Here is a 16633-nt window from a genome sequence, read left to right on the forward strand (position 1 = left end):
ATAACTGCAATAGCCTCAGTTTCTTTCAGACTTACAAAACTTCACTGGCGATAAAATTTGAATATACAAATTTTATCAACCTTTTTTGCGTCAGGAGAAGGGGCAATCTGACTCAATTGGGGTCATAAGATGGGTCAAAAGGTTATCTACTATAATAACATACTGTAAATATTAATTTTAATTTGGAGGTAAATTAACAAACAGGAGCTTTTTCTCGCAGAAGTGAGTCATCAATTTACAAGAGTGTCCCCGGTACAAATCAACCTTTCTGCATAACACACTAAAAAAACTGAAAAAGATTTCTTGGCATTTATTTTGCTCATAACAAGTATCCTGCGATGGGTAAATTCTGCGTATTAATCCGAGTGGGACATAAATAAGAACCTTTAAACGAAATTAATATATCTACTCCGGTAGTGTGTAGAAAAGGAACAACTCCTCTCCTCCGAGTTTCTCTGAAGTAATGCCTGTATTTTCAGTGAGACTCATCCTTCAACGCGGGCTGAAAAGCCTGCACGCGGAACAGGAATAGTTTTGGGGACGTTCACAATCTTTGAAAGAAAGCTCCACAATGGAACTTTAAGTTATTTTCGGACGAAAAAGGGCTTCGACCGGAATACTTGTTTCCTTTCCGATGATTGTGACGCTCTGCAACCATTCCGAAAAGTACGGCCTCTGCCGGGATGCAGCTTTATTGGACACTGGGGACTGTGCTCTGTGCACTGTGCAGTCCTGCAGAAAACTGTAGACCTAGAAATCCGTACTTCTGAAAAAGACGGCCTTTCAGTATTTAAATACTGAAAGGCCGTCTTTTTTGTTTCCAGCATCAATTTATAAAGCCTTTTCCAAAAGCTTAAATCCTAAGAAAGATTATAAAATAAATAGATATCTAATAAAAAATCTAACTCCGCACGATTACAGCATCCCTTATTTCAAAATTATTTTGCACTTAATAAAAAAGCTGATATTATCAATACAAAATAAGCTGATCTCTGCAATATTTAAACTGGAAGATCATACAATGAGCATAATTGATAAGTTAAGCTTAAGCTCCAGCATGCTGGGAACGTTCGGTCTGATAACAATGATTACAATTTCTTTCGGTGTATTCAGTATGTCAGGAATGAATACTCTGGGAGAACTGACCAGCACACTTTATAACCACCCTCTACGTGTTTCAAACGCAGCCCTCACAGCCCAGTCAGATATAATACGAATGCAGCGCGACATGGAATCGCTAGCGAACACAAAGGAAGTACACCTCTTTAACAAAATAATTCTAAAAATTAATCAGGAAGAAGAGCGGGTTTACGATCAGCTTGCAATTCTTAAAAAATATATTTTAGGCGAACGCGGTTACCAGCTTGTTGTTGCAGCAAGCCAATCTTTCTCCGAGTGGAAAACTTTACGGGATAAAATAATATCTAGCCTCCAAGAGGGTAAAAGACTGGAAGCTCTTGAAATAAACAGGACTGAAGGCGACGATTACGCAAGAATGCTTGAGCGCAAAATGGAAGAACTGACCGGATACGCCCGTAATAAAGCAGACGGCTTTATGCAGAATGCCAATAAAGTGCAAAAACATATCGCGCAGAATACAAGGTACATGCTCGCCTTTCTTATCCTTGCGCTCATTTTCTTTTCATGGATTGTCATGAAACATATTGTCGGAAGGATCACTGAACTTAAAATAGTGCTGAAAAGAAATGAAGAGCTGAACCAGCTGGTGGAAGTGAATGAAGCTGGAAATAACGAAATAACCGATCTCGCCAAAAATTTTAACAGCCTCATTGGAGCCATTAACAGACAACTCTGGTTGAGAGACGGGATAAACGAATTAAACCAGCGGCTCATGGACATATCATCAATGGCAATGTTTTCCGAGACGTTAAGCTATATGTCCAAAAAAATTAATGCCGGAATTGCAGCCGTATTTAAATCCGAGCAATCAACCGGTGATTCTGTCTTAATCGCTTCGTACAGTCTGGATAACAATGATAATGAAATAAGCAGAATTCCTGCCGGGCATGGACTTGTCGGTCAGGTGGCCAAAGATATGAAGGAAATATATCTTACCGGGAATATAACCAATCCACCTTCAAGCTTTTCATATTCCGGAGAAATGATCGCGCATTCAGTACTAATCATTCCTCTTATATACAAAAATGAACTGGTTGGTGTTGCGGAATTCGCCAAAATGGAATCTTTCACTGAAATCGAAGCAGAATTCATCAGGTTTTCAGGATCATTTCTTGCCGGAAGCCTGAACTCAATCAACAATAGAACCCAGATTGATGAGCTATACAAAGAAACCAGCGCATCCAACGAAATGTTGAAACAGAAGAAAGTTGAAAATGAGGAAATAAACAGAAAATTATCAAAGCGTAATCAGGAGCTGGCCGATAAAACAACTGAGCTTGAATCGCAAACCCTTACGCTGACCGAACTAGCCAGACAGCTTGAAAAGCAGAAACATGAGCTGGAGATAAAGCAGGAGCAGGTTCAACAATCGGATAGACTCAAATCAGAATTTCTTTCCAACATGAGCCACGAGCTGCGTACTCCGTTGAACAGCATTCTGGCTTTATCGCAACTGATGCTTGAGCGCAGAGCAAAGCACCTTAACCCGAAAGAGAAGGAATATATTACAGTTATTGAAAAAAACGGTCGACTGTTACTTTCATTGATAAGTAAAATTCTTGACCTTTCCAAAATAGAATCAGGCAAGATGGAAGTTGCTATCACCAGATTCACAGCAGAAGACGTTGTAAGCGAAGTTCTTGAAACTATAACGCCTTTAGCAAATAAAAAAGGACTTGCCCTACAATCAGAACTACTTTTCAGGGGCGAAATAAATTCCGACAGATATAAAATCCTACAGATTTTATTAAACTTATGCTCAAACGCGGTGAAATTTACTGAAGAAGGCAGCATCAGCATCAACCTTGAAAGAGAAAATGATAATGCCGTATTTACAGTATCAGATACCGGTATAGGAATCCCTCAGGATCAGCGAGACTATATCTTTGGAGAATTCCAACAGGTGGATGGTTCAGCTTCCAAGAAACATGAAGGAACCGGGCTGGGGCTGTCCATAAGCAAAAAGTTTGCCCAGATGCTTGGCGGGGATATTTCCGTGGAGTCATCAGATAACAACGGCAGTTCTTTTAAATTTTATGTAAAGATTAACTACTGCACCGAGAGCAAGGATGATATTTGCTTAGTCCCGGATAAACCTGAAACAAAGAATAATTCCAAAAAAATATTAGTTGTTGATGACATGCAGTCACACCGTGAGCTGATCAGAAAATATCTCGAAGATAACGGTTACGGCGTAATTGAGTGTGAAGAAGGCAAGTCTGCTGTTAAAATAGCCAGCCAGAACAAATTCTATGCTATCATACTCGATATATTGATGCCGGGCATGGACGGATGGGAGGTTTTGCAGATTCTTAAACAGAATGCTGAAACAGAAAAAATTCCTGTAATTCTTGTTTCCATTGCAAAAGACAAAACCACTGCTTCAGCACTTGGAGCATCAGGCTATTTAAGCAAGCCGCCCAACAAAGAAAAATTACTCTCAATACTCGCCGGTCTGGAAAAAAAGCAGTCTCTCAAAGTGGTCATAACCGGGCCTGAAAATTCACGGCAGCTCCCGCTGCTCCGCAATAGCATGGAGAAATCCGGTTTTAATGTCAGTGAAAGCGACTACCCGAATCCTGAAGCAACGGATATAATCATATTCGATTGCGGTGATGAAGAAAAAAGCAAAAAAATACTGCATAAAATATATAATGATCCAAAGCTCTCAGCTTTACCATTAATACAGCTTGCCGACAAAAATATATCCGGCCGGGCAGAAGTCCGCGCCGAAGGTAATGATGAAATAGTGTTCCTCGACGAAGATTATGACATCACGATTCTGGATTTGGTTCAAAAAATTGAGGAGATAATAAAATCAAAACAAGCCAAAACAGATTCACTGGCAGAAGAACAGAGAGAAATAAATGTTGAGATTAATACCAATGAACCTTTCGGTGAAAACAGCACAATACTGGCAGTTGAGGACAATGCTGAAAACATAATGGTTCTGAAAGAAGTTCTTAATATCTATACCGGAAAGCTTGTCGTAGCCGAAACCGGAGAAGAAGCAATACCACTGGCCCTCTCAATAAAGCCGGACCTGATTCTTATGGACATACATCTTCCCGGCATAACAGGGCTTGAAGCAACTAAAATAATCAAAGCCAACCCCGATACAGCCTCCATTCCTGTTTTGGCCGTAACCGCAAGGGCTATGCATGGTGAAAAAGAAAATTTCATCAAAGCCGGATGTGACGACTATATAGCCAAGCCCTATGCACCTGATGAACTTATAAAAACTGTGCGCACATGGCTTACATCCCGGGAGACGGATTAATATGAAGAATAAAAAATCACATCTTATCATTGTTGATGATAAGCAGGACAACCTTTTTATTCTTGAAGAACTGTTATCCGAATACCTTGAAGACATGGAAGTGTCTTCGGCCTCCGGAGCAGAGGAAGCAATATCCCTTTTAACTCCTGAAACGGATCTGGTTATAAGTGATGTCCAGATGCCGGGGACAGATGGTCTGGAATTATGCAGAATTATTCATTCAAAAAAAGAATTTTCAGACATACCAGTTCTGCTGATTACATCGCACAGCTCCACCCCTGAGTTCAGAATTAAAGCACTCGAAGCCGGTGCGCACGATTTTATTTCACGCCCCATAGACTCGGAAGAACTCATAGCCAAAATTAAAGTCTGTCTGGATATGCGCAGCTACCAGCAGGCCTTGAGTAATGAAAAAAAAGACCTCTCAAAAAAGCTCTCCTTAGCTGAAAAACAATACCGAAAACTTTTCAAGCATGCCACAGATGCAATCTTCATAACTGATGGATCGACCACTATTCTTGAAGTTAACGAGGAGTGCTGCAACCTGCTCGACTCTCAGGAAGAAAAACTTCTGGGTAAAAAACTGTCAGCATTTCTGCCTGAAAATGATGAGAGCATAAGTCTTCAGATAAAAGAGGACGACACTGTTTATCCTCTTGAAACAGTTGTAAAAAACAGTAACGGCAGAGAAATAGCCGTAGAAATAAAAAACAGACTGGTCAACATAGGTGGACACAAAGTCTGGTGGGTTATTGTAAGGGATGTTGATGAAAATATTAAATCACGGCAGGCGCTTATTAAAAGTGAAGAATCTTTAAGAAAAGCCCTTCAAAAAGCCGAAGCCGCCAATAAAGCCAAAAGCGAATTTCTCGGCAATATGAGCCACGAAATACGTACTCCCCTTAACGGTATTATCGGTATGATGCAGGTTCTTCAAACCACTGAACAGGATGAAGAACAGCTCGAATATACAACCATGGCTCTTAAGGCCTCCGCAAGACTTAACAATCTGCTTTCCGACATTCTTGACCTTTCCATGGTTGAAGCAGGAAAATTGAAAATTATAGAGGCTCCGTTCAAAACAGTCTCCATATTTGATCAGGTCAAAGACCTTTTCACTCCAAAAATTGAAACCCTTCCTATTGATCTTGATTTCCATATTGAGAGCACTCTTCCGGAGCAGCTGATTGGAGACTCATCAAGAATAATTCAAATTGTCACCAACCTTATAAGTAATGCTATTAAATCTACAGCTCAGGGAAAAATAAGTGTAACAGTTACAGGCATTGATCTTAATAAAAATAAAATCAGACTGATTGTGGAAGTGGAAGATACCGGAATAGGAATTGCGGCTGAAAAACTAAATGTTCTGTTCAAACCATTTACCCAGCTTGAGGATGGTTACGCTCGCAATACGCAGGGGGCAGGGCTGGGGCTTTCAATATGCAGCCGTATCATAAAAATGATGAATGGCAGTATCTGCATCTCCAGCGTTGAAGGTCGCGGGACTGCTGTAAGTTTCGACATTGAGCTTAAAAAAGACAAGACAGAAGCAGGCATTAAAAAGAATAGATTTAACCTTGATCTTCCTGAGATAAAAGGAACTGTGCTCGTAGCTGAAGATGACGACATCAGTTCACTGTTCATAAAAAAAATGCTGCATAGCATTGGGGTGCAGAGTCATGTCGTTTCAAACGGACTGCTGGTTCTGGAAGCCCTTGCTGAAAAAAAATTCGACCTGATACTTATGGATATCCAGATGCCCAAAATGGACGGTCTTGAGACCACAATCGCTATCAGGAACAATCTCGCCGGAGAAGAAAATTCCAAAATACCCATCATCGCCCTGACAGCCAGAGTTCAGGAACATGAAAACAAACTGTTTAAAGAAAAAGGGATAAACCACATAATCCCCAAACCTGTAGATATGAAATATTTCATTGAGGTTCTGAAAGATTATCTGCCATAAGCGGATTCAAATCATGATTTCTCCTCCTTAAAATATCTTTTGCCGTGACAGCAGCATTTAATGGCGGCCATATAAATGATTTTACCTAAAATCAGGCCCTCAAAATCCTAGACTTTTGAATTTACCTGTGCTGATATTCCGCAAATTTGTTGACGCAGCAGTGCGTGCAAGTGGGGTATCGTAATTTATCTAATTAAATTAAAAAGATAGTCCCTATTGATCACCTGAAGCATGAGCTGAATCATCAAATTGCTAATCGGGAACCAGTCCAGCAAGCCGGTATGTCGCAGACCAGTAAGGCTATCTCCAGTTATTATGCTCAGGCATATAGTTCAAACCGGAGTTATCAGCCCCATGCCTTAGAAGATAAATCTACAGACATGATCTCTGCCATTAAGCTGCGGCGGTTCCTTTTATATATAGCTTTTGCCGAGACACTTTTACCCGTGACAAAACAAAACTGATTGCGGTTGGTGTTTTACGGCTTTAATCTCAGGATGTGGAGATTTGGATGTCTACTTTCAAACTTTTTTCAAAAACAGCAGCAGTTCTTGTTGCAGCAATTTTCATGATGACAGCGGTTTCAGCAAACGCCGCAAGATTTAAAAGAGAATATAAAATGCAGGTTACCGTGGGTCCCAAACTATACTGGGGCATGGGTGCCGCTAAATTTGCTGAACTGGTCAAAGAAAAGACTGACGGACAGATTATTGTAAAACCATATTTTGGTTCCGCTCTTCTTAAAGGCGCACAGCTTAAAAGCTCACAGATGGTTGCAAAGGGAGTTATTGATTGCGCTATAGACTCCACCATAAATATCAGTCCGGTTATTCCAGAGGCCAATATCTTCCACCTGCCCTTTTTTCTAAACAGTTTTGAAAACCTCGATAAAGTTAAGAACGGTGAAGCCGGTAAAGCTGTATTCAAAGCAATGGAAGCCAAACGCCTTGAGCCGCTTGCCTGGGCTGAAAACGGATTCCGCCAGCTTACCAATTCTAAGGTGCTGGTCAAAACACCTGCCGATATGAAGGGATTGCGCATCAGAGTTGTGGGCAACCCGCTCTTTATCGACACCTTCCGTCAACTTGGCGCTGACCCGGTTAATATGAACTGGGGTGACGCTGTCGCCGGCTTCCAGCAGGGAGTTGTGGACGGACAGGAAAATCCTGTAGGCGTTCTTGTTCCCATCCAGATTTATCAGTACCACAAGTACGTAACCATGTGGAATTACGTGGTTGATCCTCTTATTATCTATTGGAACCAGAGGGAATGGAAAGCTTTCCCCAAAGATATTCAGGACAAAATTATGTCCGCAGCCAAAGAAGCCGGCGAATGGGAAACAGCCCTGTGCAGAGCCGGAATTGATGATGGAACCGCCATCAAAGTGCTGAAAGAAAAATTCAATTACACAATGGAAGTACCCGAACCTCTAAAATTCCTCGAAAGCAAGGGTATGGAAGTCCATAAACTATCACCGGAAGAGCTAAAAGAATTCATCGAAGCTACCCGTCCTGTCTACGAACAGTGGATTCCGAGAATCGGAAAAGACGTTTACGAAAAAGCAAAAGCCGACATGGCCAACTAGCTTCGACTGCATTTAATGATTTCTGCACGCCCCGGAATTAATATTCCGGGGCTGTCCTCTCATGGGATTTCGTAAAAACGAAAATCCAAACAGCGGAGTATTTCTGTGAAAAAGCTCTTATTCGGTTACCGCCTTGATCACTGGCTGGTCGCCATCTGTATGGCCGCGATGGTAGTGATCGCATTTTTAAATGTACTGAGCAGGTACATATTCCATTTTTCCCTCGCAGCTACTGAAGAACTCACCATCAACCTGTTTGTATGGATGACAACCATCGGTATCGGCATTGCCTTCGAACGCGGCGGGCACATGGGAATGGTAACATTTTTCAATCTGTTTCCCAAAAAAATGCAGTCTGCCTGCATAATTATATATTCCCTTCTTGCTGCCGGACTGTTTGCGGTCCTCGACTGGTATATGATTGATGCCATCTACGACGAGATAACATTATTTCAGGCGCGATCAGCTTCACTCAATATTCCGGTCTGGATATATTATCTCGGACTGCCCGTCTTTTCCCTGTTCGTTTTCAGAGGAATTTATCAGGACGCTAAAACAAGACTGACCGATCAGGATAAGGAAGGATAAAATGGAATTTCTGCTTATTCTGGTATTATTTATAATACTTCTGGTAATTGGAGCACCAATCGGGACTTCACTCGGAGTTTCTGCGGTGGCGACAATAATGTATTTCGACCTCGGAGCAGACATGCTCGGAGTAAACTTCGCCTCAGGCATTGCATCCTTCCCCCTGCTGGCTATCCCGTTTTTTGTCCTTGCCGGGGTAATTCTGGAGCGGGCTGGAATTGCGGCCCATATCGCCAGTTTTTTTGAACTGCTGGTGGGCGAAGCCACAGGCGGACTTTCAATTGTTGCCGTGCTGACCTGCATGTTCTGGGGAGCTATGTCAGGATCAGGACCGGCTACAACCGCTGCTGTCGGCATGATTCTTTTGACTCCAATGCTCAGAAACGGCTACGGAAGAGCTTTTGCAGGGGCGACAATTGCCAATGCCTCCGATCTTTCGATAATTATCCCGCCTTCCATAGCATTCATTATATACGGCAACATCACCTCCGTATCAGTTTCAGCCCTCTTCGTTGCCGGAATCATTCCCGGTATTCTGACCGGATTGGCCACCATGGTTGTGGCCTGGTATATTTCACGCCGCAGAGGTTACAAGGGCCTGTGCTGCCGGGGATCTTGCAGAGAACTGATGACAGCCCTCAGAAAATCCTTCTGGGCTCTGCTTGCCCCTGTAGTAATCCTCGGGGGAATTTATACAGGAATTTTCACTCCGACCGAAGCTGCAGTTGTTGCGGTTTTCTACAGTCTATTCGTTGCTGTGGTTATCTACCACTCCATAAAATGGCGCGACCTGATGGAAATTCTTGTCGACTCAGCTGTTACCAGCTCCGTAATTATGTTCATTGTCGCTTTTGCCGGCATTTTCACCTGGGCGGCTTCCGTCACCGGAGTTATTGATACTCTGGCTAATTTTATCATCAATATCTCACCAAATGCAGTGGTGATGATCATTCTGGTCAACATCCTTCTGTTTGCACTGGGAATGCTGCTGGATGCTATCTCAATTTGCTATCTGGTAATGCCCATCCTTATACCGGTACTTTCAGCATTCCATGTTGATCCGGTATTCTACGGTGTTATCTTCATCTCCGCTCTGGCCATTGGACAGGCAACACCTCCTGTGGGAGTAAACCTGTTCACTGCGGCCAACCTTGCCGAGTGCGAGGTGGATGAAATTGCTAAAGAGGCCATACCTTATGTAGCGATGGACTTTGTAGTATTGATAATAATATCCCTCATCCCGGCTCTATCTCTCTACCTTCCTGAATGGGCCGGACTCTATCATCCGTAACTGAGAAACCCCCATCCCGTTCGACAAACGGGATGGGGGTTATTTATTAAGCTCAGGACTCATGAAAACAAAATATCCTGCAATAATATCAATTAAAATTTAACAATTACATTTAGTTAATTTCTCCAGACTTAAAAATCAGCGCGGCAAAACCCCTATCCAGATTCTTTTCAGGCTGAATCCACTGTCACCAAAAGTCAAACCTGATTCATCAATACTTCCCAGACATGAATACTGCGCCCTGTCAGGCGGTTCAGGCCCATAAACTACGTCTACCTTATAATTCATATTCTCTGCCGAAAGATAAATGGGTGATCCCGCGTCCGGGTTCAGACTGCACTTACCGTCAGCCGTATAACTGAGCAGATAGGTATAAAGCTCCTGCTCATAATCCAGCGGAGTTCTATGCAGAACATTAATTTTATAAAATGGATTAGAAATACAGACGTTATAGATTCCTGAGGAATGATCGTCTTTTGAAAAGACATGGCTGTCTACAAAGTCATTAATCCGGAATAAACTAGTTTCGTAGCTTTGAACCTGACTGTCTTCCCTGTAAGTAACTTTCGTCAGAGAATCGTCAAAGATAACCGGGTCCTTATATATTGTGACTGTTCCCCCGTTATTTTCCGAAGGCAGAACATATTCGAAATCACTGCCCGGACCGGGATCATCAAAATACCATCCTATTACAGGGTCATCCTCCATGACTCCAAGCTGCCCGGAATTTAATTGTGACATAATTCTGGAGACATATGAGGTTTTAGACAGATATGCAGTCATAGTTTTCGGCAATGTGACTTCAAGCCTGCCAAGCGCACTGTTTAATTGCTGCACCGGGGAATACGTATTAATAAAATCCAATAGAATTTCTTTATTGGCATCATCAGCCCCAGCCTGTAGCTTATCTAATTTTGCTATGACATTGCTGGTATTTGCAAAGTCCAGAAAGAATCCTTTGTCACCTTTGCGGGCAGTAATAGCAATTCTGGTACTTCCCGGCATGGGATAATAATTCGTTGTCAGAACAGCCCCGTCTTTTGTTCTTGAGACAACAGCTCCATCCACTCCGGTTGAACCTTTAAAAACAAGAATATTCGTATCGCCCTGAGCTGTTAACGCTTTCAGCTTGTAATAACTGTCATTTTCCACATATGAGACCTGATTTCCATTGAGCAGCAGAATATTAAGAAATGGCGCTAAGTCTACATGGCTTCCGGGAGAATTACCTTCATTATATTGAATAATATCTGCTTTTATTTCCGGGCTTACAGATAAATACACCGCACCCTTTCTTGGTTCGTAAAGTGTATTGCGGCTGATTCTGATCGGTATCCGGGCATCCCCTTCACCGGTTGTTTTAAGGATTGAAAATCTGTCGCCGTAAACCCAGTCCGGAGCAACTATCTTCCATGGTGTAGAAGCTTTAATAATTATTGTTCCCTGAGGGCTGGAATAATCAAACCATGAGGAGTTGTCAGGCTTAACCGAGATTGAGAATTTATCAGGGTCTACAACATAAAAACTTTTTCTGCGCGTAACAGAGTCGGAAGAATCCACACAAAAAACATCTCCGCTCTGATACTGCCGTATGGAAAGAGTTTTCTGGCCTACCCCGGTAGCAGTAAAAGTAAAATACTGGGTGCTGCCGGTTCCTGCTTTATGCACAGTTTCATAAATCTCTTCGCCATCCAGAAAAGCTTTCACATGAGTATTGCAGAGTCCGCTGTTTGCCAGCAGCACATAGGAGACATCCACCGGACCACCGGATTTTTTATAGAGGTCTCCAACATCTATTTTCATATACTCATAGGCAGCAAAACACCTGCTTGAAATCAGCAGAAGAAACAGAATAAGAAAAATTAAGGATTCGCATTTAGTCGGGCATGATCTGTAGGATAACAATTTTTCTCTCCATATTCTGGAAGTAATTGTCATACACCTATTTAGCATGATGTGTATTGTCAATAATGCCCTGCTTTAATGACAAGACATACTCTTATGCGGAACTATGCTGAATCTGTAATTCTAAAGTTAAGCTGTACTCCGGTATGCCCGGAGTTCTCCACATTCAAGAGGAGCATTTATACCGGGCAGCTGAACTCCAGCTAATTATCTAATCCACCTTGCCCATTTCAGGATTTTTTATGGACAGCAGTTCCAGCAGCACTGTCAACGGAGTCTCCCTTCTTTTCCTTACCGGCAACATCTTTCATCGGGACGGCATATTGAGAAGGTTCACCACCCAGAGCTTTATACAGAGTCACATAATTTACGAGAAGATTGTATCTGTTTTCGGCAAGAGCCTGCTCCGCACTCCTTCTGGTATCCTGAGCATCAAGCCAGTCTTTAAGAGTTCCGGCACCGGATCTGTAACGAACCTCGTATATATGCTCCACATTTTTAGCGGAGTTATAGCTTTGGGCCAGATGACGGCCCTGTGCCATAAGATTTGTTCTGTTCGAGAGAGCGTCTTCAACTTCCTTCATAGCTTCATAAAGAGTCTGCCTGAAATTGATAACGGCTTCCTCATATTCAGCCTTTGATTCATCCAGCTGGAGGCTCAGTTTATGCCAGTTGAGAAACGGGAATGTTATGCTGGAGGCTATCGTCGCAAAAGGATTATCAAGCAGGTTTGCCAGTTCTGTACTTGAGCTTCCAAGACTTCCGGTAAGTGACAGTGTCGGATAAAATCCAGCTTTGGCAGCATCGGTATTTGCCAGAAGCTTTCTGAGCCGCAATTCCGCGGCTTTCAAATCCGGCCTGCGGCTCAAAATTTCCACAGGAAGGCCTGCCGGTATTTCCGGCATATTGAGGTCAATCAGGTTCTTCGGGTCAGCCATAACTTTTCCCGGAGGCAGATCAAAAAGAACTGCAAGCGAGCTTAAAGCTTCCTGTCTGGACTGTTTAATAGTGCAGTACTCAGCTTTTAAACTGGCAAGGTCCTGTCTGGACTGGCTGACATCCAGCTCGGAAACAGCACCGTAACTCTCCTGAGCAAGAATAAGTTTCAGGGTTTCTTTGGATGATTCAATATTATTACGGCTAAGTTCGATGCGGACATTGTCATAAGCTATTTCCCAGTAAAGCTGCATGGTCGTGCTGACAATTGAAAGAGCCGTACTCAAGCGGTCTTCATCTGTAGCCACAGCTTCCCATGTTGCAGCATCATTAGCCCGTGAGAGTTTTCCCCACAGGTCAGCTTCATAGCTCACATCAAGAGACGCGGAATAAGTATTCTGCCAGTCATGCCTGTCAAAAACCTTTTTATTTGATCCCGTCAGCCCTGCTGAAGGCTGCGGAAGAAGATCATTAAAAGCAATACCAGCCTCAAGTCTTGCTTCACGAACCTTGTATGCTACCGCAGCAAGGTCATTATTTCTTTCAAGAGCAAGCTGCACAAGTCTTGAAAGCTCGGGATCGTTGAAAGCGTCAGGCCATTTTGCAGCCGCAGTGACATTCACAGTGGTTCCGTTTCCAAATTCACTCCAATGTGCGGGATAAGTTACTTCCGGAGATTTAAACTCCGACTTTAGAAATGATCCGCAACCACCAAGAACAAACGGCAGCAACACAATATATATTAAAAAGTTACGCATTAATTAACCTCTATTCACGGACAAGAGCATCAACAGGATTAAGCCGTGCAGCATTTCGCGCAGGCAGAAAACCAAAAACAACACCGATAAATGTTGAACAGATGAATGCAAGTATCATCGATGCCGGAGAATAAACCATGCTGAAACCGCTGCCGCTGTATGAAAGCAGAAAACCGATTGAAAAAGCCAGCATAATACCAAGCAGTCCACCAAGAAGGCAGACAAGGACAGCCTCAATCAAAAACTGGCTTAGAATATCTCCACGTCTGGCACCTACAGCCATACGGACACCGATTTCAGATGTACGTTCGGTAACTGAAACAAGCATGATGTTCATCACCCCTATTCCTCCTACCACCAGAGAAATGACTGCAATTGCTGAGATAAGCATGGTCATGGTTTTCGTAGTGCTTTCAATGGTTTTTCGGATGGTATCCGTATTCATTATAAAAAAATCCTTCATTCTATGGCGTCTTAAAAGCAGCTTGCGTATACCGTTTTCAGCGGCCTGCATTGGAGCACCGTCTTTAACGCGGACAGTTATATTTCCAAGGTAGGACTGCCCCATTATGCGATGCATTGCCGTGGTGTAAGGAACCCAGATATTCAGGCTGTCACTATTGCCGAACATGGCTTCCTTTTTCTGAGTCACTCCTATAATTCTGCATGGAACACTGCCAAGAATGATAACCCGGCCCAAAGCGGCTGAAGGCGAAGCAAAAAGCCGCGTGCTGGTGTTGCCGTCAATGACAGCCACCTGATTAATTTTTCTGACCATACTGTTGCTGAATGCAGCTCCGGCAGACATCTTATAACCGTAAACCCTGAAAAACTTACTCCCGACCCCGTTTACAGATGCCGAGACATCAATATTTCGGTAGCGAAGTTCAACCGTGGTTGAAAGTTTGGGGGTGACGCTATCCACATAGGATTGACGGGCAAGGACCTCCGCATCCGCAGGTAACAGGGTGTGAATATTAGCTGATCTGCGGTCACCGAAACCTTCTCCGGGAAAAACGTTTATGACATTCGTTCCCATGGAGCTGATATTTTGAAGCACCCGCTGCTGCGAGCCCTGCCCCAGAGCGACAACAGAAACAACTGAGGCAATGCCTATAATTATTCCCAGCATGGTCAGGAAAGTACGCAGTTTATGCGCGGCCATTGCGGAAACAGCCATTCTCAGCAACTCATTGTTGCGGTCAAACCATGCCCATGCGGCAGATCGGCCTCCTGAATATTTTTTATTCCCGGAGGCAGATACCGGTGAAGATGAATTTCTGCTGTCAGAAATTATTTCACCATCTTTAATCTCGATTATACGCCCGGCATAAGCAGCCACTTCCATATCATGGGTTACCACCACAACCGTATGCCCTTCAGCATTCAACTCGGTCAGTAGCTCCATTGTGTCCTGACCGCTTCTACTGTCCAAGGCACCGGTTGGTTCATCAGCAAGAATAACCTGCCCGCCGTTCATCAATGCTCTGGAAATGCTGACCCGCTGCTGCTGACCACCGGAAAGCTGCCCCGGTCGATGCTCCACCCTTTCACCAAGACCTAGCCTGCCAAGGATCTCTCCGGCTCTTTCACGCCGTTCTTTTTGTTTCATACCGGCATATACGGCCGGGATTTCGACATTTTCCAAAGCTGTTAGTGATGATAGCAAATGATAACGCTGAAAAATAAAACCGAAATATTCCCGCCTCAGCCGGGCAAGCTCATCAGCATCAAATTCGCTGACATCACTGCCGGATATCCGGTATGAACCACTCGTTGGCTGATCAAGGCATCCCAGAATATTCATCAGGGTGGATTTACCTGACCCTGATGATCCGACAATGGCGACCATTTCTCCGGCTTCAATGCTTAAATTCACATCGTTGAGAACAGCCATCATGCCCTCGCCGGCGGGGTATTCCTTTCGTAAATTTTCAACCTGTAATAACGGCATACTTAAATTCCCATGGGAGGATGATGACGACTTTTTTCTTTAGCGATAACCGCAGCAGCATCAGCCTGCCCCAGAATTACACGCTCACCTTCATTTAAACCTGAAACGACCTGTACATTCACAGAATCCGTCAGTCCGGTTTTAATTTTTCGCTCCTCAATCCGGTTATCCTCACCGAGAACATTCACCGAAAAAAGACCCTCAGCATCCTTTTCACCTAAAGCAGCTTCTGGAATGGTGAGAGTATTGTCAGCTTCATCAAGAACAATGGTAACTTCAGCAGTCATTGCTATTCGGAGTTTTTGTTCAGGGTTGGGAACATCGAATAAAGCGTTATAGTAGATGGCTTCATCATCCGAGCTTACAGAGTCTGTATCTTCATCTTCAATAGAATCAGGTGCCGGTTCTATGCTTCTGAGCGATGCCGTGTAGTTGTGATCAGGTTCACCAAGAATATTGAAATAAACTTTCTGCCCTGAATGCACGTTAACCACATCAGCTTCCGAAACTTCCGCTTTAACGGTCATGGTGTCCATTTGAGCCAGTTTGACGATGGTCGGAGTGGATTGCGCCGCGTTGACCGTCTGCCCTTCTTTAGTCACAATCGCTACAACCACACCAGACATCGGGGCAGTAATGGAGGTATAGCCAAGATCGACCCTTGCGGTATCCACATCAATTTCAGCGGCAACAATCTGCGCTTTAAGCGAAGCGATATCAGCCTTTGTTTCGGCGTATGAGGCTAGAGCGCTTTCATAGTCCTGTGTGGATGTTGCCCGGGCCTTAAGCATTCCCTTCTGTCTTTTATATTCTGATTCAGCCTGTTTGAATGTAGCCTGTTTGGCTTCCAGCTGAGCCTTTATATCAGCAAGATTAGCCTCAGCTATACGCAGGGCGTTTCGCTGTGATTTGGAATCAATTTCCGCAATAAGCTGACCTTTCTCAACTTTCTCTCCAAGGCTGACTTTAAGAGATTCCACCCGGCCTGAAGCCTGAGCTCCGACACTGACCTGTTTAAAAGCTTCAAGAGTTCCTGTTGCCAGAACCGTTTCGGTAATATTGCCTCTGGCAACCTTCTGGGTAATAAACTGAATCTCCCGCTCTGCGGGAAACATAAAAATTTTAACGGCTGCCCCGGCACAGACAAGTACAATCGGTATGACTATTTTCCAAAATAATTTCATATATATTCTCCAGCGTCCCGCAGACTGAATCAGGGGGACAAAA

9 protein-coding genes are annotated in these 16633 nt (G+C 43.5%); 5 read left to right on the forward strand and 4 right to left on the reverse strand.

All coding sequences use genetic code 11. The features are described from left to right. The first annotated feature begins 1021 nt into the window (after window positions 1-1021). The 5 genes from G496_RS0102025 (at window position 1022) to G496_RS0102045 (ending at window position 9853) form a co-directional block, all read left to right on the forward strand. The gene (locus G496_RS0102025; RefSeq protein ID WP_156900571.1) at window positions 1022-4420 is read left to right on the forward strand and encodes a response regulator; all 3399 of its coding nucleotides are present in this window, start codon (window positions 1022-1024) and stop codon (window positions 4418-4420) included. A 1-nt stretch (window position 4421) separates the two neighbouring features. Next, window positions 4422-6389: a response regulator gene (locus G496_RS20310; protein WP_051294768.1), complete on the forward strand. Its 1968-nt coding sequence runs from the start codon at window positions 4422-4424 to the stop codon at window positions 6387-6389. 511 nt (window positions 6390-6900) lie between these two features. Further along, complete coding sequence (locus G496_RS0102035) at window positions 6901-7974, forward strand: DctP family TRAP transporter solute-binding subunit (RefSeq protein ID WP_027177807.1); 1074 nt, start codon at window positions 6901-6903, stop codon at window positions 7972-7974. 105 nt (window positions 7975-8079) lie between these two features. Beyond that, window positions 8080-8562 carry a TRAP transporter small permease gene (locus tag G496_RS20315; RefSeq protein WP_051294769.1) on the forward strand — a complete coding sequence of 161 codons (483 nt, stop codon included), beginning with the start codon at window positions 8080-8082 and terminating at the stop codon, window positions 8560-8562. Window position 8563: 1 nt separating this feature from the next. Beyond that, window positions 8564-9853, forward strand: a complete 1290-nt coding sequence (locus G496_RS0102045) for a TRAP transporter large permease (RefSeq protein WP_027177808.1) — start codon at window positions 8564-8566, stop codon at window positions 9851-9853. Between the two features lie 138 nt (window positions 9854-9991). Here G496_RS0102045 and G496_RS0102050 read toward each other — a convergent pair whose 3' ends face one another. The 4 genes from G496_RS0102050 to G496_RS0102065 form a co-directional block, all read right to left on the reverse strand. Further along, on the reverse strand, window positions 9992-11758 hold the full coding sequence (locus G496_RS0102050) for a BACON domain-containing protein (RefSeq protein WP_027177809.1): 1767 nt from the start codon (window positions 11756-11758) through the stop codon (window positions 9992-9994). 230 nt (window positions 11759-11988) lie between these two features. Beyond that, window positions 11989-13452 (reverse strand): TolC family protein, encoded by a 1464-nt coding sequence (locus G496_RS18535; RefSeq protein ID WP_084407461.1) that lies wholly within the window; start codon window positions 13450-13452, stop codon window positions 11989-11991. A 10-nt stretch (window positions 13453-13462) separates the two neighbouring features. Next, window positions 13463-15406, reverse strand: a complete 1944-nt coding sequence (locus G496_RS0102060) for a MacB family efflux pump subunit (protein WP_027177810.1) — start codon at window positions 15404-15406, stop codon at window positions 13463-13465. A gap of 2 nt (window positions 15407-15408) precedes the next feature. Beyond that, window positions 15409-16590 (reverse strand): efflux RND transporter periplasmic adaptor subunit, encoded by a 1182-nt coding sequence (locus G496_RS0102065; RefSeq protein WP_027177811.1) that lies wholly within the window; start codon window positions 16588-16590, stop codon window positions 15409-15411. Window positions 16591-16633 lie beyond the last annotated feature (43 nt).

This window comes from Maridesulfovibrio bastinii DSM 16055, from assembly GCF_000429985.1.
In the GTDB taxonomy this organism is placed as follows: domain Bacteria; phylum Desulfobacterota; class Desulfovibrionia; order Desulfovibrionales; family Desulfovibrionaceae; genus Maridesulfovibrio; species Maridesulfovibrio bastinii.